The following is a 24,022-nucleotide window of genomic DNA, read 5'->3' as shown; positions in this document are numbered from 1 at the left end:
TGAGGCCTTCGCGCAACGCGTACCGCGTCAGCTGCGCAATGCCGTGAATGCCGAGCTTTGCCATGATGTGTTCGCGCTGCGTGCCCACCGTCTTGACGCTGACATGCAGTCGCTCGGCGATGTCCCGCGCACTGAGGCCCTCGGCGAACAACTGGGTGATCTCTCGTTCCCGAGGGCTCAGCGCCTCGGGCCCGGCAAACGACGGGCTTTGATGGCGGCGCATGCCGTCAACCAGCAGGTGGGCAATATCGGGGCTGATGAAATAGCGCGAGCGCATCACGCTGTCGATCGCCTCACGCAATGCGTCGAAGCCGTCGCGTTTGAGCACGTATCCATGCGTACCGGCGTCGAAGGCCGCGCGGACCCACCGCGCATCGTCGTAGCGGGACAGGCACAGTAGCCGCGTGTTCGGGCAACGTGGCGCGATGCGGCGTATGGCTTCCAGGCCGCTCAGGCCGCGCATGGCGCAATCGAAGACGATCAGGCCAGGTTGGCAGCGCAACGCTGCCCGCACGCAGTCTCGCCCGTCACCCGTACTGCCGATCACCTCGTAGCGGGACAAACCAGCCAGCAACGACGCCACGCCCTCTCGAAGCAACGCCTGCTCGTCGGCAAGTAGCACGGTTACCGGCATCACCGCTTGGCCTCGTGTATCGGCGCCGAGCGTACACAACGTAAAACACCGCCACGAGGGGCGGTGGTGTGGCCATGCAACGACATCGTCAACACCCTGTTTGAACCGATAGTCCCAGCTACCAAGCCGGTTGGATCGCCGGAAGGTGCCAGCACCGTACGCTGGGGTATCCCATCGGCCGTATCAGCCAAAAACTGATTCTTCGGTTCAACCGGCTAAACAGTGACCGGCTTCCGGGGACAACGAATACGCATTTTCTTGCATATCAATACAGGGGAGTCGGGGAGTGCCTTAAGCTTGCAGTGCATTGCGGGCTGCCTTGGTGGCCGCCAGCACTATTCACAACAAAGGGGGGACTCACATGTTGTCAGGCACCGTCAAACCTGCGCCGCTGAAGCGGCTCCCACATCGTGCCCTGGGCCTGGCCATGCTGTTGGGCCTGCTGCCCGCCGTGGCCCTCGCGGCACCTCCGCAAGGTGAATGGCAGGGAGTGATCCACCAAGCGAACAACGATGTTGCCGTCGATGTGAGTTTCAACGCCCAGGGCGCACGCCTTCATTTCTCTGAGCCGTTTGCATGCGCGGTGCCGGCCAAGTTCCTGAAGATCAACGGCACGGCGACCGTCTACCGTTTTGCCGTGTCCACGAATGGCGGCCGATTCTGCGACGGACTCACCGGCCAAAACCTTACGCTGACGCCGGCTTCCAATGCTCAGCTGAAGGTAGCCTTTGAAGCGGGCGGGAAAACATGGGGCGGGGAGCTCAGTTCACGGACGCACTGAATGGGTCGGAAGTTGATCGAGCCCAGCGACACCACTACGCCCGGCTGACGCCCTCCAAGGTGACGTGCAAAAAAGAAGGGCGGACAGGTTACTGTCCGCCCTTCGGCTATCTGCTTACCTTGTAGATGAACTTCAGTTGTTGCTGATCCGGTACATGGCGATCGCGTGTGCCGGCAGGTTGACCTTGATGGAGCCGTCTCCGCTGGCGTCCGTGTGCTGCCAGAGGTCGCGCACCTTGTACTTGGCGGAAGCCTTCAGGCCAATTTCGCTGGCTGCCACGCTGGCGTCCACCGCGGCATCGGTTTCGTTGAACACCGCTACTGCGCGGCTGCCGTCCTTCATGGGCTTGACGATCACATGGATGCCATTGGCGTCGCGCACCTGCTTGCCCTGCACGCCCAGGGGATCCTGGTCCACCGCGATCACTTCCTTGTTCAAGAGGATCTGCAGTGCATCGGGTTTGATCTTGCGAAGGTCCGTGCCCACCAGGAGTGGCGAGGCCATGATCGCCCAAAGGCTGAAGTGGCTTTGGTACTCCACATCCGTCATGCCGCCATTGCCCACTTCCAGCATGTCCGGATCGTTCCAGTGGCCCAGCGAGGCGTACTTGTCCAGCACCACGTTCTGCTTGAAGATTTTCAGCATCGACGCATAGGTATCAGTGATGTCGCCGGTGGTGCGCCAGGACTGCGCCGATACCGGCGGCTTGCCTGCCCACAGCCAGGGCTTGTTCTCGCCCCATTCGCACATGCTGAAGAAGATCGGCCGGTTGGTGGCGCGCAAGGCTTCGGCCATGGCCGTGTAGCGCTTGTGAGCATCGATTTTCTGGTTGTTGCAGTTGTCGTACTTCAGGTAATCCACGTCCCAGGATGCGAACGTCGCGGCATCCTGTTTCTCGTGGCCCAGGCCACCGGGGAAGCCACGGTTCTCCTGCAACGGCTCACAGGTGGATGTGCCCGCGCTCGAATACAGGCCGAACTTCAGGCCGTGCTCGTGGACGTAAGCGGCCAGCGCCTTGATCCCGCCTGGAAAGCGCTTCGGATTGGGATGCAACGCGCCGTCCTTGTCACGCTGCCAGTTGGCCCAGCAGTCATCCACGTTGACATAGGTGTAGCCGGCGTCCTTCAACCCCAGGCTAACGACCTTGTCGGCGACGCCGCGGATCATCGCTTCGTCGAACTCATCGCGGCAATGCGTGGAGTTCCAGTTGTTGAAGCCCATTTGCGGCAAGGGCCCACTAGCGGCACCCGCAGCGGCGGCACCGGCTGAAAGAGCGGAAACAACAGCGAACGAGACAGCAGTGCGCAGCCAGCCGGCGCGGCGATGGTTCTTAAGCTTCATGTTCAAGGGACCTTTATGCTGGTTGTTCCAAGGATCGGGTGCTTCAACGTGTTCAGTACGGGCTGGCCTTCCACGAGCAAATCCAGCACCACAAGTTCATTGCCACTGGGCTTGAGCCAGGCACCGGGCACATAGAGGGTACGCTGCGGGCCGATGCTCCAGGTGCGCCCCAGCGGACGGCCATTGAGCCAGACCATGCCCTTGCCCAGGCCCTTGGTATCAAGGAAGGTGTCCGCCGATGCACTACCCGAGACCGGCGCGTCGAAACTGCCGCGGTAGAAGCATGGTGCGTGACTGCAAGGCGCGTGGGCGAACTTCAAGGCGTCGTTGTTGGTAAACGGCAGGGAGTAAATCTGCCAGTCGGACAGCGCCTGCCCTTGCACGCTTACCGAACCCAGGATGCCCTTGCGCTCGGTGCGCACGTGCTCGCCAAAATTGATGCGCCCGTCGTTTTGCACCAGCACATCCAGCGTGTCGCCCTTGGCAAGCTTGATCGGCAAGGTGTCCTGTTTCAGCCGGCGATCGAGCGTGCCGATCCGCTTGCCGTTGACATAGACCTGGGCATAGTCCTGCAGCCCGTCGATGTGCAGCTGGCCCGCGGCAGCGGTGTCGATGCGCTTGCGATACAGGATGTCGCCATAGGCCTGGTCCAGCGCTTCCATGGTCTTCAGCTCATGCGAGGTCACCGGGGCGGGCAATGCGTTCCACAGCGATGCGGATTCGCCCAGCTTGATGTTGCTGATGGCCTGGGTCGCAGGAGTCGGCGGCACGGGAGGTAAGTGCCCTCCCGTGGCCTTGGCGATCACCTGGCGAAGCGCAAGGTACTTCGGCGTGACGCGCCCGCTCTCGTCCAGCGGGCTGTCGTAGTCGTAACTGGTGACGTCGGGCTGGTAGCTGTCGTCGTCCCAGTTGGCACCGTTCATCCAGCCGAACGAGGTGCCGCCGTGGAACATGTAGAACGTGACCGAATAGCCTTGGCTCAGCATCCACGCCAGTTCGTCTGCGACCACTTTGGCATCGGCGACGTGATGCGGCGCGCCCCAATGATCGAACCAGCCCACCCAGTATTCACCGACCATGAAGGGGCCGCCGGGCTGCCACGTCTTGAGTTTGGCAAACTTCTCGCGCGCATGGCCGACACCGAAGTTGATCACCTTGGCCAGGCCAGGCAGTGACCCCGGGGTCTCGGCGCTGTCGGACGTATACAACAGCGAGGCATCCAGGCCGCTATCGGTGATGGCCTGGCGGATCTGCGTAAGGTAGGTGCTATCCGTGCCGAAGCTGCCGTACTCGTTCTCCACCTGCACGGCGATGATGTTGCCGCCGCGGGCCCGCTGCAGCGGAGCCACTTCCTGGCCCAGGCGATGCAACCAGCGCTGCACCGGCTGCATGAACTTCGGATCCGTGCTGCGGATGGTGATGCCCGGGTCTTTCAACAGCCACGCGGGAAAGCCGCCGAGTTCCCATTCGGCACAAACATAGGGACCCGGACGCAGGATCACATAAAGGCCTTCCTGCTGTGCTTCGCGGATGAATTCGGCAACGTCGTTCTGGCCGCTGAAATCGTAGTGGCCAGGCGTGGCCTCGTGCGCGTTCCAGAACACATAGGTGGTGATGGTGTTCAGGCCCATCGCCTTGGCCATCTTCAGGCGATCATGCCAGTACTCGCGTGGGACGCGGGTGTAGTGCATCTCGCCGGAAATCACCCGGAACGGTTTGCCATCGAGCATGAAACGGCCTTGCTCGATGGTGAGACCTCCCCCCGCCGCGGCGGGGGGAGTGGCGGGGGCCGCAGGCGCGTTGCTCGAAAGCAACGCGCCAAACAGCAAGCCCAATAGGGCGTTCCATGAGGATTTCATCAGAAGGTACCGCGCACCCCCACGGTATAGACGGTGCCATCCGCCTCGGCGTACAGGAACCGGTTCCGGTAGACCGAGTAGTCGTACAGGTGCTCGTGGGTCAGGTTGGTACCGGAGGCGAACACCGACAGGAATTTATTGATCTGGTAGCTCGCGCTCAGGTCCACCTGGCCGTAGGAGCTGCGCGTGGCAGGGTTTGCACCCGAGCCGTAGGCGATGCTTTCCAGGTACTTGCCGCGCCAGTTATAGGCCACTCGCACCTGTACCGGGCCCTTCTCGTAGTACACGCTCGCGTTCGCCGAGTCGCCGATGCCCGGTACGGCAAACTTGCCGCCCGCCGATATTTCGCTGGGCCCGAGCGATGTGCTGCTCTTCACCTTGGTGTAGTTCACGGCCGTCCCTAATCCGTCGAACGGCGCCGGCAGGACGTTCTTGAACTGGTAGTTGAAGGTGAACTCTCCGCCGTAGATGTTGGACGAATTCAGGTTCACCGGCTGCGTCAGCGACCAGATGAACGGCTGTCCGGTGTTGACGTTGGTCAGGAACGGGAATGGCGAGCTGATCAGCGTGCTGAAGTTGCTGACCTTCTTGTAGAACCCTTCCACCGCCATGTAGCTGGCGTCGCTCATGTACCACTCCAGGCCCATGTCGTAGTTCCGCGAGGAATACGGCTGCAGCTGCGGGTTGCCCTGGGAAATGGTCAGCGAGTTCGGGCGCGTGCCGTAGCTCTTGCTGTAGTACAGGTTGCTCAGCTCCGGCGGGGTCAAGGTCTTGGACGCCGAGAAGCGGTAGACCAGGTCGTCGAGCAGGTTCAACTTGAAGTTCAGCGACGGCAGCCACCTGTGGTAGCCACCCTCGGCCTGCTGCGGTGCCAGCGGACCGTAGCTCACCTGGCCATTGCTGGTGTCGTTCGGGTCGATGGTGAGCGTGGCCGGCGGCTGGTTGATCGCGACGCTCTCCGACGTAATGTTCAGGTAGCGCACGCCCAGGTCCAGCTGCCAGGGCATCGTGCCGAAGTTGCCACCGAACAGGGCCTTGGCATAGAACGCTTTCTGGCTCTCCGAGACCTTGTTGAAGCTGCCGGGATTCACCGCGGACTTCAGGCTTCCGCCGTTTGCCGCCAGGCCCTGCAGCAGTGCCGCCCTCTTCTCCGGCGTCAGCTGGTCGTACGCCGCGGGCGTCGCCAGCCATGCCAGGTACTTGTTGCCGTCGTACTGAATCCACTGGTCCGGCAGGCCTGGCGAGGACACGCCATGGATCTTCGACGGCGCGGTGTAGAGGTACGCGCCGATGGCATCCGGCGGGATGGGAATCGAATAGCCACAATAGGCATTGCACAGGATGCCGTTGGGCGTGCTCAAGCTCACCGACTTCACCGACTGGTCGGTCTTCTGGATGCCGAAGTCGAGCTCGGTCAGGGTCATCCCGTCGAAGGCCTTGCTCAGGTCCACCTTGTACTGCTTGACGTTGTTGGTGACGTTGTTCGTCTGGCCACCAGCGTTGCAGCAATGCGCCGTGAGGTTGCCGAAGTTGTCCGGGGACAGGAGGTTGCTATAGGACGGCGGCTCGCTGTTGCCGTTGTTGGTCCAGGTGGGATTGGTGCCGAAGTTCTTGCTACCGACCACGAGGAAGTAGCCGTTGGGGCTCTCCTTGTTCCAGGCCTTGGAGTTGGACACGTCCACGCTGAGCTTGGTGGTGTCGTCGATCTGGTACGCCGCGTTCAGGCCGTTCTGGAAACTTTTCTCGTAGCTGGGAATGGACGACACGACATAGTCGTTAGCCATCACGGTGGGACCTTCGCCCTTGCGCACGAACTGCGTCACCGTGCCGTTGGCGTCGGTGGTAAGGGATTGGATGTCACCCGTGTTGCCGTATTGGCCGAACTCGTGTTCCAGCTTGTCCACTTTGTAGCTGGAATACAGGGAATCGAGCTGGAAGGTCAGTTTGTCGGTCGGCCTCCAGTCAATTGCCGTGCTGAAGCCCTTGCGCGTCCGCGTCTCGTCCAGGATGTTGTTGGCGAGCGTCTCGGGAACGGCGACATTCGTGTAGTTGGGATTGGCCAGGCCCGACAGCTCTGAGATGTTCTGGTTGGTGTACCAGGAGTTGGCCTGGGTATTGATCTGGGTGTCCTTGCGCTTGTAGTACATCGCCGAGGCAAGCACGCCAAACGTGTGGTCGTCGTTCGTCCAGCCGCCCAGCAGCGATGCCTTGGGCGTGGTCTTGCCTGCCCAGTCACCGGTCAGGTTGCTGTTCACGCCAGCCGCGCTCCATGCGCCGTGAAACCCGCTGAAATCCAGCGGCCGCGCGGTCTGGATGTCCACGACGCCGCCAATATCGACCTCGGGGATGTTGGCCGATGAGGTCTTGTTGACCTGGGCGACGTTGATGATCTCCGAAGGCAGCACGTCGAAGTTGAAGGCGCGCGAACCCGATGCCGTGGCCACCGGCCGGCCATTGATGGTGACGGCGACGAACTCAGGGCCGAAGCCGCGTACGGCGATCTGGCTGGACTCACCGCCACTGCGGTTCACCGATACGCCAGGCACGCGCTGCAGGGCGTCGGCGACGTTCGGATCGGGGAATTTGCCGGTTTCTTCCGCGGAGATGGAATCCACCGTGTTGACCGCATCCCTCTTGATCGCCTGGGCGCGCTGCAAAGCTGCCAGCTGGCCGGTCACCGTGACCGTGTTCAGCTCGGTCACTTTTCTCTCGTCGGCCTTTTGTGCAGCGTTCTGGGTGCCAGGATTCGGCGCCGCCGCCGAGGTACTGCTTGCCGCCGGCGAGTCTGTGCTCGCTTGCGCGCGCCCTTGGGCGCTATAGCCGACCATGCTGGCAATACCTATCATCGCCAACGCCTGACCCACTGAAAGAGCCAATTTGGTTCGCTTCATGGACTGCCCTTATGAATTGTAGAAAACCCCTCAAAAACCCCCGACACCGGATAAGAAATGACCACTTATCCGGCGCGCCCGTCCCCGCCCGCAAAATCTAATTGTAATATTTTATAATAGTAGTATTCGTGCACCTGCAAGTTGCAGTGCAACATTTTGCGACTCACGGCGTCTGGGGCTCAGACGCGCCGGGGAGATGAACGGATCAGCTGGGGATGCTGATCTGTCGTGGCGGGGCTTATCTACGCCAAAGAGGCCGCGGATGGTCGGGCGCGCCGCGCAGCTTGTTCATATATTCGGTGAAGAAGGCATTGGGCCAGCCGAAATCCTCTCGGGTGAGAATCTTCGGGTTGGAGGGGTCGAACGACTCGTGCAGGCGGTGGTCGCCCGGGTCGCTGGCCAGCAGCATCTTGAGCACCGCCTGCTGCCGCGCTGGATCGTTCGTGGTGAAACCATCGGCCAGCAGGCCCAGCGGCCATACCATGCCCTTGGGGGTATGCGGGCTACCCAGGCCCGCCGCCACGCTTCCGCTGTAATAGTACGGATTCGCCGGCGACAACACGAAGCTGCGCGTTGCCTGGTACACCGGATCGTCCAGGCCCACATAGCCGAAGTACGGCGCGGACAGCAGGTTCGGGATGTTCGCATCGTCCATCAGCAAGGCGTGCCCAAGACCATCCACCTCATACGCGTACATGCGCTTGCCATCGGGCGCGGTAACGATGCCGTGCTTCTGGATGCCCTCGTGCACTTCGCCCTGCAGCTTGCGTGCGCGCCTGCCCATCGAAGTGTCGTGCAGCACGTCGGCGGCTTCGGCCATCGCGCCCAGCGCCTGCACCGCCATCATCTCGGCGGGAATCAGGTAATTGTAGGTGGACAGATCGTCCGAAGGACGGAAACCCGTCCAGATCATGCCCGTGCGCGCCACCGGGTTGCGGCCGGACTGTTCCGTCTTCGACTTGAACACGTATTTGCTGCGCGCGGTGTGGTCCTGTTCGATCTCCATGGTGTCCAGCACGCGCATGAAAGCGTGGCGCACCTGCGGGGTGAAGATCGTGGCGTCGCCGGTAACCTTGTAGTACTTCCATGCCAGCAGCACCGGGTAACACAGGGAGTCCAGTTCAAATTTCCGCTCCCAGATCGAATAATCCTCGCGGAAGGCATTGGCGTAGGGGTCGATCAACAGGTACTTGGCCTGGCGCTGCACCACGGCCTTGATCAGGGCCTGCACCTGGGCGTCGTGGGCGAAGCCAAGGTAGGTGGCCTCCACCTGCACGGAGGAGTCGCGCAGCCACTCGGCGGGGATGTCGCCCGTGCGCACGTAGGCCGTGCCGTCGGCGGTGGCGGCGATCTGCGTGCCGGTGTTCAGCAACGCCGAGCGCATCATCGCCACCAACGCCGGGTTCGGATCGGTAAACTCACGCGCGGCTGCCACGACGACGTCGGGCTGGGTCACCAGGGCGTTGGCCGGGCCGGCAGTGATGAACACCAGTTCCGACGAGTTCGGTACGGGTAGTTTCACCGTCACGCCATCACGCATCAGCGCGTCGCCGCGTACCGTGGCGTCGGGCGAACTGCCATCGTTGAAATGCAGTCGGTAGTTGCGCGTGGGCTCCAGGCCCTTCAGCACGAAGGCATGCGACCTAGTGGAAGCATCGCTGCCGTGGAAGGCATACAGCACGCCCTGCCCGGTTACCTTGTCGACGTACTGCATGCCGTCGAAATGCACGCCATCCGGGCGCGGGCCCACATGGAAAAGATCCGCCCGGCGGATCAGCGGGCGCAGCTTCGCCTTGTACGTGGCAAGTTCCGCCGCCGCCACATCGTGCTGCTCGCGCGTCCACTTCGTGCTGTCCATCATCAGGGTGAACCAGCCCATCATCCCGCTGCGCAGCATGTAGCGGAAATTCTCGATGCGCGGGGAGGGCACCTCCATGGCATACGCCTCGAGCATCGCCGGAGGCAGCAGATGGCTTGCGTCGAAGAAGGCCTGGCGGTTCGACAGGGGATCGTAGGTATCGACGATGGAGAAATAGTCACCCACCGCGGCGCTGCCGAAGTCGACCATGCGGCCGCCGTCGTTGCAGATTTCCAGCAGCAGGCCGGGGTGGTCCTTCTTGAGCTTGCGGTAGATGTCGTAGTACGCCATTGCCGCGTGGTAGCTCACGTCCGTGGAGTTGGGGCCATCCAGCCAGAAGAATTCCTGGTCCACGTAACGATGGGTGTTCTTCGCATCGCAGATGGCGTGCGGATGGTCGGTGCGGTCGCAACCCTGGGCCACCACGTAGCCATCGTGTTCGAGCATGTCCAGGTGATAGTCGCGCACCAGGCGATCGGCTTCCCTGGCCACCCAGGCCTTGGCCGCGGGCAGGCCGATGTCGATGGTGACGCCCTTGAACTCGGCAGGTTTCCAGCCCGTGGGCGGATCGGTGGTGAGCCAGTTCCTGGTGGCGGGATTGACCACGCTCAACGCGCCCCGGCGCTTGCTGGTGCCAGCCTGGGCCCAATCCACCCACAGGCCGAACTTCAGGCCCTTGGCATGGGCATAGTCGGCGATGGTGGCCAGGCCCTGGGGAAATTTCACCGGGTCGGGAATCCAGTCGCCCACGCCGGCGAACCAGCCGGCATCGAGGTGGAACATCTCGAAACCGAGCTCCGCCGAGTCGTCGATCATGCGGCGAGCCTGCGCCGCGTCGATCTTCATGCCGCTGCCCCAGCTGTTGTTGGTCAGCAGCGGATACTTCGGGTCGTTCACCACCATGGGGTCGTTCAGCACCTCGCGCACCCAGCGACGCTGCAGGTTGCCGGCATCGTCGAGCGTGCCGTGGGTGGCGCCGATGAAGATCGTCGGCGTGGTAAATGCCCCACCGGCGGGGACGATGATCTGGAATCGATCGCCGGGATCCTCGTTGAGGCCGGCGGTGATCTGAAGGGTATTGGCATTGCGGGCTACGTGCATGGCGACGCGGCCACTGAATTCCACGCCCAGGTACACGCCGTCGCTCGGCACGTCACCGGCGCCCCGCAGCATCAGCCAGGGGATGATCTCGCGCGGCTCGCCTTCCTTCGGATGGGCGAACGGGCTCGACGTACCCGTCCAGGCGTAACCATCCGACGCGGGCACCACGTGCGTGCCTATCGGCGGCGCCTTGCCGGCGCCCTTGTCGATGAACACATGTTCCAGCGCCTGCCCGCGCCCGACGTCCAGCGACAGCTCTACGCTTTGCTGCAGGGGCAAGAGCACCGGCTTCCTGCCCTTGTTCTCGATGCGGATGTCGTGTTCGAGCGGACCCTGCTGGGCGCGGGCGCGCCATGTCCAGGAGAGGCGCAACTTCGGTTTGGTGGACACGTACACCAGCGTCAGCGCGTCGCTGGAGGCGCGCGTGGCAGACGCGTCGAAGGTCCAGTGCACCGGCACCGGCGTCTTACCGATGGTGACGTGGTCGATGAGAGTCACGGCGGAAACGGGGTCAGAGTCATTACTCTGACCCCCAACCGAGCCGGTCGATGGCCAGGTAGAACCGCGGGCATCGGCCAGCGCGATGATGCGCGGTGCATGGGGCGTGGCTTCGATGGTGAGCGCCGTGCTGGTGTTGCCGACACGGAAGGTGGTGGCGGCATCGGGCGCGGCGAAGGCTGGCGTGGTACCCAGGGCGGCAAATGCAAGCCATGCAACCTTGATCCAGCCCTTCCCCATGCGCCCACCCCTTGCCCGACGGTCAGGCGTCGATTATTCCCCATCCCGGGCAGCACGACGAGCCGCGCGCAGCGCCGCCAGTTTCTCGGCAACTTTCGCTTCCATCCCGCGCTCCACTGGTTCGTAGAACACCATGTCGGCGATGGCATCGGGCAGGCACTGCTGGTCCAGTGCCACGCCGCCCTCCACGTCATGGTCGTATTGGTAACCCGTACCGTAACCCAGGCCCTTCATCAATTTGGTCGGCGCATTGCGCAGGTGCATGGGTACCTCAAGGGTGCCCATCTTCTGCACGGTGGCGCGAGCGAGGTTGAACGCCTTGTAAGCCGCATTGCTCTTCGGCGCGATGGCCAGCCAGATCGCCAGCTGCGCCAGACCCAGTTCGCCTTCGGGGCTGCCCAGGCGCTCGTAGGTATCCCACGCGTCCAGCGCCATGCGCCAGGCACGCGGCTCGGCCAGGCCGATGTCTTCCACGGCCATGCGCGTCATGCGCCGTGCCAGGTACAGGGGATCGCAACCGCCGTCGAGCATGCGCGTGAGCCAATACACCGCGGCGTCCGGATCGGACGAGCGCACGGATTTATGCAGCGCGGAAATCTGGTCGTAGAACTGCTCGCCGCTTTTGTCGAAACGGCGCGTGCGATCGGCCAGCACCTGGGTGAGCGTGGTTTCGTCGATGCGGCCGTCGGTGGCAAGTTCGGCGGCGATCTCAAGCAGGGTAAGCCCACGGCGCACGTCGCCGTCGGCGGCCTGGGCGATCAGCTGCAACGAGCTTTCATCAACGTTCAGGCCGAGAGCGCCAAGCCCGCGTACCTCATCGGCCAGCGCGCGCTTCAGGGTGACCACGATGGCATCGCGGGTGACCGCATCGAGCACGTGCACGCGGCAGCGCGAGAGCAACGCCGAATTCAGTTCGAAGGAAGGATTCTCGGTGGTGGCACCGACGAAGATGATCACGCCCTTCTCGATGTGCGGCAGGAAGGCATCCTGCTGCGCCTTGTTGAAGCGATGCACCTCGTCGACGAACAGCACTGTGCGGCGCCCTTGCGCGAAGTTGACCTCAGCTTCCGCCAGCGCCTTGCGCACATCCGGCAGGCCCGACATTACCGCGGAGATCGCGCGGAAATCGGCATCGGCATACCTCGCCACCAGCAGGGCCAGGGTGGTCTTGCCGCAACCGGGCGGCCCCCACAGGATCATCGAATGCACCTTGCCCGCCTCCAGCGCCCGTCGCAGCGGCGAGGATGGGTCGATCAGGCGCGGCTGGCCGACAATCTCGTCCAGGCTCGCCGGGCGCATGCGCTCGGCCAGCGGCTTCAGGGCTTCAGGCTCGGCGAACAGCCCCGGGGTAGGGGAATAGCTAGGCATCGGGAGTCACGACAGCTGCGTTCATCAGGGCATTATCGCCCCTGGAGCGTCATCGAGGGCTCAACGGGTTGCCGCGGCCCTGAGCGGGGTCAGAGTCATGACTCTGACCCCCACGGGGCTTAGGCCTTGTCTTCACCCTTGGCCGACCGAAGCAGGCTCACCGCCATGCCGATCACCAGCAGCGCGCCGAGCACCAGCACGCCCCATAGCAGCGGCTTGGTCCAGTCGAACGGCACCTTGGCCGGTTGCAGCGCGGCTTCGCCCGCGGCGACCGCGGCCGTGCCCAGGGTAGCAAGCGGTGGCTGCCAGTCCGGCCCCTTGTCCAGGCGCAGTTTGTCCAGGGCGGCATCCACCGGGGAGTCCCCGCGACGCGCGGCGTAACTGCCCACCAGCACGCGGTAGGGACCGGGGCCCTGTGCCAGGAAGGCAAACCGGTCCGGGGTGAAGGCAATACGGAGCGTGGGCGCTTGCTGCAAGGCCGGCGTCGAGACGAGGCGAAGCGCGTGCAGCCGGGTGTCTTCGATGCGCAAGGTGTTGGGTGTGGATTTGCCGCCGATAGTGGTGATCGTGGCAGCGTCGCCCTTCCCTCCCACGGTGGTTGCGGTGACGTCGCCCAGCGGTGTCCAGGCATCGGTGGCCCCCCGCGAACTCAATTGCACGCGTGCCGCGCCATTGGCCTCGGCCAGCTTCACTTGCACCGCCCCCACCGGCAGCGTCGCCGGCAGTTCGTAGACGAAGCCATGGTCGGCGTCGGCCTTGCCGCTGACCTCAACCCACTGGAAGGCCGCCATGCGCTGATCACCAGCGTCGATGAAGCTGCCTTCCACCGTCACGCCCGGCGTATGTTCCACGTCCCAGGGCACGTCGCCGCCCACCACGCGCAAGCGGTAGTAGCGCGCCGGATCGCCCGAAAGCTGGATGCTGCGGCTGTCCACGGCATCATCGCCACGCGCGATGCTGGTGACGGTAACGTCGCCCGCACGCTCGTCCCAGTGCTGCAGGTCGTTGCTGGCATCCACCGCCAGCTCCAGTTGCACGTCGGTGCCATCGAGCTTGTCGATGGTGATGCGTTCAGCCGAAATGGCCCGGCGCGCATCGATGATCCAGTGCCGAGGCGGCTTGGCGGCGAGTTCGCCCGAACCCAGGTCGATCTGCACGCTGCCATCGCTGCTGCGACGGATGTGGCCGGTGCCGTCACGCTCGCTGGCTTCGCCCGGCACGGGAAGCAGGCGCGCCTGCAGATGATACGGATGCGCCACGGCCGGTGCCGGTGCCAAAGGTGCCAATGGCACCTCCACGCCAAGCGAATTCACCACCACCATGTCACGCAAGTTGGCGTCGGGCTTGCCGTGGGCGTAAAGCGCGGGCGTGGCTTCGATGCGGAAGGCATCGCCCGTGCCGTGCGTGTCCAGCGGGAACGCCGTGGCGTAATCCGTGGCGGGGCTGGCGGCGGCCATGCCCGAGGCAAGGAATAAAGTACTGGCGAGCAGGCGAAGGTCAGGACGCATCGGCGGGCTCCGGAGTGGCAGTTGCGCGGCGCGGGGGCGCCGGCGCGAAGTAGCCGATGGCCGTGCACAGCAGGCCATAGGCAATGAACGAGGCGATACCGAACAAATTCCCCAGGTGGGAACGATCCACCAGCAGCAGCTTGGCCAGCACCACGCCCATGGTGACGGCACCGGCCAGCCACAGGCCGCGCTGGCCACGCCGGGAACCGGCGATCCAGGCCAGCACGCCCAGCAGGCTCCATGTCACCGTCAATGACATCTGCGCCACGGAAGACTCGGCAAGACTGCCGTCCCACGGCACGTTGCCCAAGTGATGCACGCCGCGCAGGGTCGCGCTGGTGGCGAAGGCCATGAATGCCACGCCCATCAGCAGCGGACGCAGGCGCCGTATCGATGACGCCACTTGCGGCGCGGCGAACCAGCCAAATGCAGCCGCCAGGATCGCCAGCATCGATATCTCCACCGGATTCACCAATGGCACGAATCGAAGTGGTGCAGCGGAACCTTCGGCAAACAACGTGCAGGTGAAGATGACCCCCAGCACCACGAACAATGTATGCAGCAGCAGGTCCACCGCGGAGTCTTCCGCTTGCAGGGGCCGCCGCACCCATGCCGGGTGCCGCAGCGTGATGAACCACAGCGCCAGCGCGGGAGCCACCACCATGGCCAGACGCCAGCTGTCGTCCAGCCAGTGCCAACCATCCGCCGCCGCCACCAGCGCGCAGGCGATCGTCACCGGCACGCGCCACCACCATCCAAGCTGCGTGGTCGCCGCCAGGCGCGCGTGACCTTGCAGGCAAGCCATGGCGCGCCAGCCGCCGGCGAAGGTCACCACCACCGCCAACAGCAGCCAGCCGCCTAGCACCTGCCAGGGCGGTACCAGGCAAAGCACGATCACCAGCATCGACAGCCAGGTAAGCCCCGCCACCACCAGCCGCATGGCGATGCCGAGCGCGTGCATCGCACCGCGCTGAAGCTCGGCCACCGCCCAGGTGGTGATGCCCACCAGGGCCAGGATGCCGGCCGCGGCGTGCACGTCGGTAAGGTGGTTGGCGATCTCCACCGTGGTGGGCAGAAGCCACCAGACCATGGTCCATCCGAACAACACCACGGCCACCGCGCGCGAGCGCGATTTGTCCGATCCATACCGGTGGTAAAGCCACGTGCTTGCCGCGCCACCCACCGCGATCAACAGCGCACCAAGGTAATTGCGGTTGGCCACGGCTGGCGCCTGCCACGACGACACATGTCCAGCGGCCCACGCAATCGCGGCAAGCCCCTGCAGGCCAAGGCCTGACCAGCGGGCGAACCAGCGCTGCTGCCGCCACCCCAGCCACACCAGGCCCGCGCCCTCCACCGCAAAGATGCCGGCGGTGACGCTTGCACTGAGCGCCAGCGGCACGGCAAGCGTGGCAAATCCGATCGCCAGTACCGCCCACGCGTCGCGCAGGATGCCAAGGTCTCGCTGCTTGCGCACGCTGTAGGCCACGACCAGATACACCACCGCCGCCACCAGCGCCGACACCGCCATCGCCTTGCCCTGCCAGCGCAGCAACGCACCCTGCAGCAACAGGCTCACCAGTGGGTTGCCGAACAACAGGCAGGCATCGAGCACCCGCTCGCGCGTCTGTGCCGCGCGGCGCAGGTAGAGCCAGGGAATAACCAGGTAGAAGAAGAAATTCAGCAGCAGGAACGGCTCGGTACTGGCGAACTGTTCGGGCTTGTACTGCAACACGCCCCAGGCGGCGCCCACGCCGAAGGTGGCGACGAAACCCAGCAGGTTCAGCACGCGCCATGCGCGCTTCCAGGCGATGGCAAGGACCGCCAGGTTCAGCAGCGCGTAATAGGTGAACAACGCCACGTGGCTGCCGTGGCCGGTGCTGGTAAGAATGGGCGCTGCAAAGCCAGCGACCAGGCCCAGCACGGCGAGGGCCAGCGAATCCTGCAGCACCGCCAGCATGCCGGCACCGGCCACCAGCACCACCAACATGCCAAAGGCAGCCGTGGGCGGCAGCAGCTCGTAGAGGCGGAAGGCGGCAAACACGTCGATGGTCAGCACGCCGATCGCGCCGCCCTGCAGCGACAAGGCGAACACGCGTCGCTTGAAGCGCTGCCGCCAGCCAAAGGCAAGCGCAACGATCGCGGCCAACGCCACCAACGCCACGCGCACCGCCACCGGCAGATGGAACATGCCTGCATCGGAAGCGTATTTGAGCAAGGCGGCGACGCCTGCGAACAACACCAGCATGCCGATCTTCACCGGCACATTGCCTTCGGTGAACCAGCTGCGCACGCGATGGGCCAGGGCATCGACCCAGGTCGGACGCGGCGGAACGGGTGGCTGCACGGGAACGGGGATGTCGCGCGGCGGCGTGGGTGGAACAGATGGCGCAGGAAGAACAGGTGGCGGCGGGACGGCATCCATGGCGCTGGCCGGAGTTGCCGCGGCAGCAGGCATCGGAGGCATGGCGAGGTCTGGCGAACCGTACCCAGCCACGGGTGGTGGTGGCGCGACCACCGGCGGCGCTTCACCGGTACGCGGCGAGGTGCCGAACGCCTGCCTCGCCTCGGCCAGTTCTTTGCGCGCAAGGTTGATGTCGCGCCGCAGCCCCGACATGCGGGCCCAGCCGATGCCCAGCATCGCACCGAAGACAGTGGCGAAGAATTCCTGTTGCAAAGCGAATCCCAACACCGCGCCCACCAAGCCCCAGATGACGTACATCATCTTTCCCTTCCCCTTGTGCCCGCCCGCTGCCGCAGCGCCCCTCGCGCCGCGGCCAGCGTTAATCCTTGATCGGTTGCGTGCTGATCACCGGGGCGTCGCCGACCACGTCGGTACCCTTCGGTGGCGTGAAGTTGAACGTTGCCGACGGCAGTTCCACGTTGCGCTGCCAGCTGGAAAATTCGATCTGCGTGGTGTTGCCCAGCGGGTCCTTGAACGACATCTTCTTCAGGCCCGCGGCATCGAAGCCAAGGTCGGCATAGTCGAACTGCGGATCCTTGGCGGTTGAGGTAAGGCGCAGCCACGCCAGGCCGTCCTTCTCACCTTGCTCGGTCACCTTGAAATTCTTGTCGATCTGGCCGATGTCGGTGAGCACGGTGAGCGGGCTATGCGCTTCCTCGCTGCTCTGGATCTTGACGGTGACCTGGTCGAGATCGGGGTCGTACAACCACACGCGGCTGCCGTCGGCGACGATGGTCTGCTTGTACGGGGCGGTGGTTTCCCAGCGGAACTGCCGCGGCGCCTGCAGGGCCAGGGTGCCCGAACTTACCTTGCCCTTCTTGCCGTTCACGTCCAGCAGCACCTGCGAGAAATTCCCGCTCAACGAATGCAGGCCCTTGGCGAACGTATCCAGCCGCTCGCGCGCGGCGCCCGGCGCGGCATGGGCGGCGCTTGCAACAAGGAAGCAGGCAAGGAAGGCGAGACGGCGGATCATGCGGTACACCTGGGCAGGCTAACGGTGGATGGATGCGGGCTTAGCGCGCCGGGGGCGGCGGCGCCAGCACTTCGCGGTTGCCATTGTGTTGCGGTGCGCTTACCACGCCCTCCTGCTCCATCTGCTCGATGAGGCGCGCGGCGCGGTTGTAGCCGATGCGCAGGTGCCGCTGCACGCCGGAGATCGAGGCGCGACGCGATTCGGTAACGATGCGCACGGCCTTGTCGTACAGGGCGTTGTCGCCATCGCCTTCCTCGGCATCCTGCGGCAGGCCGGCGTCGTTGATGAACTTGCCGTCGCCCGTCGACTGCACTTCTTCCAGCACGCCAACAATGTAATCAGGCTTGCCCTGGGCGCGCAGCCATTCCACCACGTTATGCACTTCGTGATCGTCGACGAAGGCGCCATGCACGCGATCGGGCGTGGCCGTGCCCGGCGGCAGGTACAGCATGTCGCCGTGGCCCAGCAGGGTCTCGGCGCCGGATTGGTCAAGGATGGTGCGCGAGTCGATCTTGGACGACACCTGGAAGGCGATGCGCGTGGGAATATTGGCCTTGATCAGGCCCGTGATCACATCCACCGACGGACGCTGCGTGGCCAGGATCAGGTGGACGCCGGCGGCGCGCGCCTTCTGCGCCAGGCGGGCGATCAGTTCTTCGACCTTCTTGCCGACGATCATCATCATGTCGGCGAATTCGTCGATGATGACCACGATGTGCGGCAACGTGTGCAACTGCTCGGCGGTCATGCCCGGCATCTCGGGGTTGGGCCGGAACAACGGATCGAGCATCGGCTGGCCAGCGGCCTCGGCTTCGCGCACCTTCTTGTTGAAGCCACCAAGGTTGCGCACGCCTACCGCCGCCATCAGTTTGTAGCGGCGCTCCATCTCGCCCACGCACCAGCGCAGCGCGTTGGCCGCTTCCTTCATGTCGGTGACCACCGGCGCCAGCAGATGCGGGATGCCCTCGTAGACCGAGAGCTCCAGCATCTTCGGGTCGATCATGATCATGCGTACGTCTTTCGGGCTGGACTTGTACAGCAAGCTCAGCACCATGGCGTTCACCGCCACCGACTTACCGGAACCGGTGGTGCCGGCCACCAGCAGGTGGGGCATCTTGGCAAGGTCGGCCACCGCGGGCTTGCCACCGATGTCCTTGCCCAGGGCCAACGCCAGCGGCGACTTCAGCTGGTCGTATTTCTCCGAACGCAGGATTTCCGACAGGTAGACGACCTGCTTCCGGGTGTTGGGAATTTCCAGGCCGATCACGTTCTTGCCCGGGATCACGTCGACCACGCGCACGCTCACCACGGACAGGCCGCGGGCGATGTCCTTGTCCAGGCTCGACACCTGGCTGCCGCGCACGCCGGCGGCAGGTTCCAGTTCGAAGCGGGTGATCACGGGGCCGGGATACACCCCCACCACCTTGGCCTCGATGCGGAAGTCCTTGAGCTTCAGCTCCACCTGGCGCGAGAGCACCTCGAGGGTTTCTTCTGAATATCCCGCCGGCTGCGGCGGCGGCTCGTCCAGCAACGACAGCGGCGGCAGCTCGCCGTCGGCGGCCGCGCCGGTAAAGAGCGGAATTTGCGTTTCGCGGGTGGCGCGTTCGCTTTTGGCCACCGGCGCCGCCGGCGCCTCGATGCGCAGCGGCTCGCGCCGGGCCTGCTTCACCGCGTCGACCTTCTTTACCACCTCGCGCTCGGCGCGGGCCTGGCGGGCAGCGTAGACTTCTGGCGCCTGCTTGACCTTGCCGCCGAACCAGCCGGCGAGCTTAAGCACGCCCTGGCCCACGACATCCATCAGCTTGAACCACGACAACCCGGTGGCCAGGGTCACGGCGATCAGGAACATGGTGAGCAGCAGCAGGGGCGCGCCCTTGTCACCGAAGGCGCGCGCCACGCCATTGCCCACCCAACGGCCCAGGATGCCGCCCGGCCCTTCCGGCAACACGGCGGCATCGTGGAAGTTCAGCCACAGCAGGGCTGGGCCGGTGATGAAAAAGAAGACGTAGCCGATAAGCCTTAGCGAAGGCTCCCACGGCGCCACGGTGCGCTCGCCGTGGTGGCGCAGCACCTGCACGCCCAGCACCAGCAGCAGCACCGGGAATACATAGGAGACCAGCCCGAAGATGTAGCGGGAGATGTTGGCGATGTTCGCCCCCACCGCCCCGCCGAAATTCCGGGCATGGTCGACATTGCCCAGGTGGCCCCAGCTGGGGTCCTGGTCGTTGTAACTGAACAGGCAGACCAGCAAGTACAGCGCCAGCGGCAGCAGCAACAAGGCCCCGGCTTCGCGCAGGCGGCGCCGTGCCTCGTCACTGAGGCCCGGGGCCGGGGTTTTTTCCTTCTTGGTGCTACCTGCGCTTCGCGCCACTTATATCGCCAGTTCTGCTCGTTCGTTGGCGCACATCATGCCATCGACAGGGCCGGATGCACGATCTTGCCCCCTTCGACGTTAATGCCGGCCTTCAGCGGGGCGTAATCGCGCCACTGGTTGCCACCGGCCAGGCGCTGCACGTACGGCAGGATCGCCGCCGAGATGGCCATGGAGGAGGTCTGCGGCACGGCGCCGGGCATGTTGGTGACGCAGAAATGCGTGACGCCGTCCACAACGTAGGTGGGTTCTTTCCAGGTGGTCGGACGCGAGGTTTCGAAGCAGCCGCCCTGGTCGATGGAGATGTCCACCAGCACGCTGCCCTTCTCCATGGTCTTGACCATGTCGGCGGTGACTACGCGCGGGGCCTTGGCGGACGGGATCAGCACGGCGCCGACGACGATGTCGGCCGTGGCCACTTCCTCGGCCACCGACGACTCGTAGGCGTACAGCGCGGTGACGTTGGGGGCCAGGGCCATCATTTCGGCCAGGCGATCCTGGCGCTTGTCGAACACCACCACGTTGGCGCCGGCATTGGCCGCCAGGGCCGCGGCGTTGCTGCCGGCGGCGCCGGCACCCAGCACCACCACCTTGCCGCGCGGGGTGGACGCCATGCCGCCCAGGAGCTTGCCCTTGCCGCCGTTGGGCTGGTGCAGGAGGGTCGTGCCGATCTGGGTGGCGATGCGGCCGGCGATGACGGACATCGGCAGCAGCAGCGGCAGCGAGCCGTTTTCATCCACCGACTCGAATGCCACGCCGGTGAGGCCGATGTCCAGCAGGCGCGCCGTGAGCTCGGGCTCGGCGGCCAGGTGCAGGTAGCAGAACAGCAGGTGGTGCTTCTTCAGCAGGGCAAGGTCGCCGGCGATCGGCTCCTTGACCTTCACGATCAGCTCGCCGGCCTCGTAGAGGGCTGCGGCGTCCGGGACGATCTTGATACCGACCTTGCTGTAGTCCTCGTCGGAAAAACCGCTCTTGGCGCCTGCGCCGGCCTGGATGAACACCTCGTGGCCGCGGCGGACAAGGTCGGCGGCGGCGGCCGGGACGAGGGCGACGCGGCCTTCGAGGGTTTTGGTTTCTGAGGGAATACCGATACGCATGCTGGGAAATCCTGTGGGGAAAATCACACGCCAGGCCCGTGGGGACGGGCCAGGCACTCTTGCCTTAGGCCTGCGACCTTGATTCAACCCGCCCGGTTCCCCATTCTGTCGGGCTCGATAGGTCGTTACTGGACCTCGAAACCGGCTTCACAAGTGCCCTTAAGCGTGTCACCCAAATCGCATTCAAACCCCAAGGATTATACATGAGCACCCCCAAGCACAGTCGCCTGCTGATCCTGGGTTCCGGCCCGGCAGGCTACACGGCCGCCGTCTACGCCGCGCGGGCCAACCTGAAGCCCACGATGATCACGGGGCTGCAGCAGGGCGGGCAGCTGATGACCACCACGGAAGTGGACAACTGGCCGGGTGACCAGAAAGGCGTGCAGGGTCCGGAACTGATGCAGCGCATGGCCGAGCATGCCGAGCGCTTCGAAACGGAGATGGTGTTCGACCACATCCATTCGGTGGAGCTGTCAGAGCGTCCCTTCCACCTGAAGGGTGATGCCGGCAGCTATACCTGTGACGCGCTGATCATCACCACCGGCGCCACCGCCAAATACCTGGGCCTGGCTTCCGAAGAGCACTTCAAGGGCAAGGGCGTGTCCGCCTGCGCCACCTGCGACGGCTTCTTCTTCCGCGACCAGGACGTGGCCGTGATCGGCGGCGGCAACACGGCGGTGGAAGAGGCGCTGTACCTGGCCAACATCGCCCGAAAGGTGTACCTGGTGCACCGCCGCGACAAGCTTCGCGCGGAAAAGATCTTGCAGGACAAGCTGTTCGAGAAGGCCGCCGCCGGCAAGATCGAGCTGCTCTGGAACCACTCGGTGGACGAAGTGCTGGGCGACGCCACCGGCGTCAACGGCGTACGCGTGATGGACGTCAACTCTGGCGCCGCGCGGGACATCCCCGTCAACGGTTTCTTCGTCGCCATCGGCCATACCCCGAACACCGGCATCTTCGACGGACAGCTGGACATGCACGACGGCTACATCAATATCCGCAGCGGCCTGGACGGCATGGCCACCATGACCTCCGTGCCGGGCGTGTTCGCCGCCGGTGACGTGGCCGACCACGTCTACCGCCAGGCCGTGACCTCGGCCGGTTTCGGCTGCATGGCGGCGCTGGACGCCGAGCGCTGGCTGGATCAACAGAACCTGATGGGGTGATCCGCCTCCTGGACAGCCTCGCCGAGGTGGATCCCGCGCAGTGGGACGCCCTCGTCGGTGACGGCAACCCGTTTGTGTCCCACGCCTTCCTGCATGGCATGGAGAAGCACGGCTGCCTGCGCCAGGATTACGGCTGGCAGCCGCACCACCTGGGCCTGTACGAAGGCGAGCGCCTGGTCGGCGCGGTGCCGGCCTACCTGAAGGGCAATTCCCACGGCGAGTTCGTCTTCGACTTCGCCTGGGCGCACGCTTACGAGCGTGCCGGCGGCGACTACTATCCGAAATTGCTGGCAGCGGCCCCCTACTCGCCCGTGCCCGGTCCCCGGCTGCTGGCCGCGTCTTCGGACCACAAACGCCTGCTGGTAGCGGGCCTGGTTGCCGAGACGCAGCGGCTGGGTCTGTCGTCAGTACACGCCAATTTCCTTGAAGAAACTGATCTGGGCGCCTTCGACGAGCGCTGGCTGCCGCGCTTCGACTGGCAGTTCCACTGGCACAACCAGGGCTACGCCGGCTTCGACGATTTCCTAGGCGCGCTGTCGTCGAAAAAGCGGAAGAACATCCGCCAGGAACGCCGCCAGGCCGCGGAGTCGGGCCTGACCCTCGACATGACGGGCGGTGCCGACTTGAGCGCCGCCGACTGGCGGGCCATCCACGCACTGTATGAATCCACCTTCGAGATGAAGGGCAACCACGCGGCGCTGACGTTGGCCTTCTTCCGGCACCTTGGCCGGTCGTTTGGCAACGACGTGCAGGTGGCCACGGCGCGCATGGGCGGCCATCTGGTGGCGATGGCGTTTTTCCTGGTCGGCGGCGGCACCTTGTATGGCCGCTACTGGGGTGCCGTGGTGGAGGTGCCGGGGCTGCATTTCGAGCTTTGTTATTACCGCGGCATCGAATACGCCATCGCCAGGGGCCTGCACACGTTCGAGCCTGGCGCCCAGGGCGAGCACAAGCTTGCACGTGGTTTCCTGCCCACGCGCACCCATTCGCGTCATTATCTGGTGCACGATGGTTTCCACGAGGCGGTCGCCGATGCGCTACGGCACGAACGCCATGCGCGCGAGGCCTATGGTGAGGAACTGATGGAACACAGCCCCTATGCCGAAAGAAGCTGAATCATGATGCAGTCCATCGTCCACGTCGCACTTATCGTCCAGGATTACGACGAGGCGATCGCGTTTTACACGCAAAAGCTCCGCTTCACCGTGGTGGAAGACACCCACCAGCCCGAACAGGAAAAGCGCTGGGTGGTGATTGCACCGCCCGGTTCAACCGGCACCAGCCTGCTGCTGGCCAGGGCAAGCAACGCCGAGCAAAGGCCCTTCGTCGGCAACCAGGCCGGTGGCCGCGTATTCCTGTTCCTCAATACCGACGATTTCTGGCGCGACTACAAGCGCATGCAGGCCGAAGGCGTGCGCTTCGTGCGCGAACCGAAGGAGCAGCCTTACGGCATGGTGGCGGTATTCGAGGACCTCTACGGCAACCGCTGGGACCTGCTGCAACTTAAACGATGATCCGCCTGCCGAAACTGCACCCTGGCGTGCCCGAATCGTTCCCCGATCCGCGTACGGCATTGGAAGAGCCCAACGGCCTTCTCGCCTTCGGCGGCGACCTTTCCACCGACAGATTGCTGGCGGCCTACCGCCAGGGCATCTTCCCCTGGTACAACCCAGGCGAACCGATCCTGTGGTGGTCCCCCGACCCGCGCTGCGTGTTCGAAACCGCCAACGTCCATGTCAGCCGCAGCACGCGCAAGCTGCTCTCACGCAGCGAATGGACCTACACCATCGACAAGGCCTTCGACCGGGTGATCCGCGCCTGTGCAGGCGAACGCACCGGCCAGCGCGGCACCTGGATCGGCGAGCCGATGAT

General features: G+C 64.6%; 16 protein-coding genes. 5 read left to right on the top strand and 11 right to left on the bottom strand.

Features of this window, described 5'->3' with window-relative positions; genetic code table 11:
• The coding region (locus VK519_RS10010; RefSeq protein ID WP_324349451.1) for a response regulator at positions 1 to 634 on the bottom strand (634 nt) is incomplete at its 3' end.
• A gap of 322 nt (positions 635 to 956) precedes the next feature.
• On the opposite strand from VK519_RS10010, the gene VK519_RS10005 reads away from it, so the two are divergent.
• Positions 957 to 1,415, top strand: coding sequence for a hypothetical protein (locus VK519_RS10005; protein ID WP_324349450.1), 459 nt, complete (start codon positions 957 to 959; stop codon positions 1,413 to 1,415).
• Between the two features lie 132 nt (positions 1,416 to 1,547).
• Here VK519_RS10005 and VK519_RS10000 read toward each other — a convergent pair whose 3' ends face one another.
• The 10 genes from VK519_RS10000 to VK519_RS09955 all read right to left on the bottom strand — a co-directional run bounded on the left by VK519_RS10000 (position 1,548) and on the right by VK519_RS09955 (position 20,984).
• Positions 1,548 to 2,756, bottom strand: coding sequence for a glycoside hydrolase family 27 protein (locus tag VK519_RS10000; protein WP_324349448.1), 1,209 nt, complete (start codon positions 2,754 to 2,756; stop codon positions 1,548 to 1,550).
• 2 nt (positions 2,757 to 2,758) lie between these two features.
• The gene (locus tag VK519_RS09995; protein WP_324349447.1) at positions 2,759 to 4,615 is read right to left on the bottom strand and encodes a glycoside hydrolase family 35 protein; all 1,857 of its coding nucleotides are present in this window, start codon (positions 4,613 to 4,615) and stop codon (positions 2,759 to 2,761) included.
• Positions 4,615 to 7,317, bottom strand: coding sequence for a TonB-dependent receptor (locus VK519_RS09990; RefSeq protein WP_324349445.1), 2,703 nt, complete (start codon positions 7,315 to 7,317; stop codon positions 4,615 to 4,617). The genes VK519_RS09995 and VK519_RS09990 overlap by 1 nt, the downstream gene beginning before the upstream one ends.
• A 427-nt stretch (positions 7,318 to 7,744) precedes the next feature.
• Positions 7,745 to 11,203 (bottom strand): glycoside hydrolase family 125 protein, encoded by a 3,459-nt coding sequence (locus tag VK519_RS09985; protein WP_324349443.1) that lies wholly within the window; start codon positions 11,201 to 11,203, stop codon positions 7,745 to 7,747.
• 33 nt (positions 11,204 to 11,236) lie between these two features.
• Complete coding sequence (locus tag VK519_RS09980) at positions 11,237 to 12,571, bottom strand: replication-associated recombination protein A (RefSeq protein WP_324349441.1); 1,335 nt, start codon at positions 12,569 to 12,571, stop codon at positions 11,237 to 11,239.
• Positions 12,572 to 12,690: 119 nt separating this feature from the next.
• Complete coding sequence (locus tag VK519_RS09975) at positions 12,691 to 14,079, bottom strand: DUF3999 family protein (protein ID WP_324349439.1); 1,389 nt, start codon at positions 14,077 to 14,079, stop codon at positions 12,691 to 12,693.
• A complete protein-coding gene (locus VK519_RS09970; protein ID WP_324349437.1) occupies positions 14,069 to 16,804 on the bottom strand; it encodes a DUF2339 domain-containing protein in 2,736 nt (911 codons plus the stop codon). Before VK519_RS09970 ends, VK519_RS09975 begins: the two co-directional genes overlap by 11 nt.
• Before the next feature lie 58 nt (positions 16,805 to 16,862).
• Positions 16,863 to 17,516 (bottom strand): outer membrane lipoprotein periplasmic chaperone LolA, encoded by a 654-nt coding sequence (gene lolA / locus VK519_RS09965; protein ID WP_324349435.1) that lies wholly within the window; start codon positions 17,514 to 17,516, stop codon positions 16,863 to 16,865.
• 40 nt (positions 17,517 to 17,556) lie between these two features.
• Positions 17,557 to 19,887 (bottom strand): DNA translocase FtsK, encoded by a 2,331-nt coding sequence (locus tag VK519_RS09960; RefSeq protein ID WP_324349433.1) that lies wholly within the window; start codon positions 19,885 to 19,887, stop codon positions 17,557 to 17,559.
• A gap of 35 nt (positions 19,888 to 19,922) precedes the next feature.
• On the bottom strand, positions 19,923 to 20,984 hold the full coding sequence (locus VK519_RS09955) for an alanine dehydrogenase (protein WP_324349431.1): 1,062 nt from the start codon (positions 20,982 to 20,984) through the stop codon (positions 19,923 to 19,925).
• Between the two features lie 203 nt (positions 20,985 to 21,187).
• Between VK519_RS09955 and trxB the strand changes: the two genes are divergently transcribed.
• From trxB to VK519_RS09935, 4 genes are all read left to right on the top strand, one after another.
• On the top strand, positions 21,188 to 22,150 hold the full coding sequence (gene trxB, locus VK519_RS09950) for a thioredoxin-disulfide reductase (protein ID WP_324349429.1): 963 nt from the start codon (positions 21,188 to 21,190) through the stop codon (positions 22,148 to 22,150).
• Positions 22,147 to 23,265 (top strand): GNAT family N-acetyltransferase, encoded by a 1,119-nt coding sequence (locus VK519_RS09945; protein ID WP_324349427.1) that lies wholly within the window; start codon positions 22,147 to 22,149, stop codon positions 23,263 to 23,265. Before trxB ends, VK519_RS09945 begins: the two co-directional genes overlap by 4 nt.
• 3 nt (positions 23,266 to 23,268) lie before the next feature.
• Positions 23,269 to 23,664, top strand: coding sequence for a VOC family protein (locus VK519_RS09940; protein WP_324349425.1), 396 nt, complete (start codon positions 23,269 to 23,271; stop codon positions 23,662 to 23,664).
• A partial coding sequence (locus VK519_RS09935) for a leucyl/phenylalanyl-tRNA--protein transferase (protein ID WP_414692727.1) occupies positions 23,661 to 24,022 on the top strand: 362 nt, incomplete at its 3' end. The genes VK519_RS09940 and VK519_RS09935, both read left to right, overlap by 4 nt.

This window comes from Pinirhizobacter sp., assembly GCF_035317885.1.
In the GTDB taxonomy this organism is placed as follows: Bacteria; Pseudomonadota; Gammaproteobacteria; order Xanthomonadales; family Rhodanobacteraceae; genus Pinirhizobacter.
This window is presented reverse-complemented; position numbering and strand designations above follow the sequence as displayed.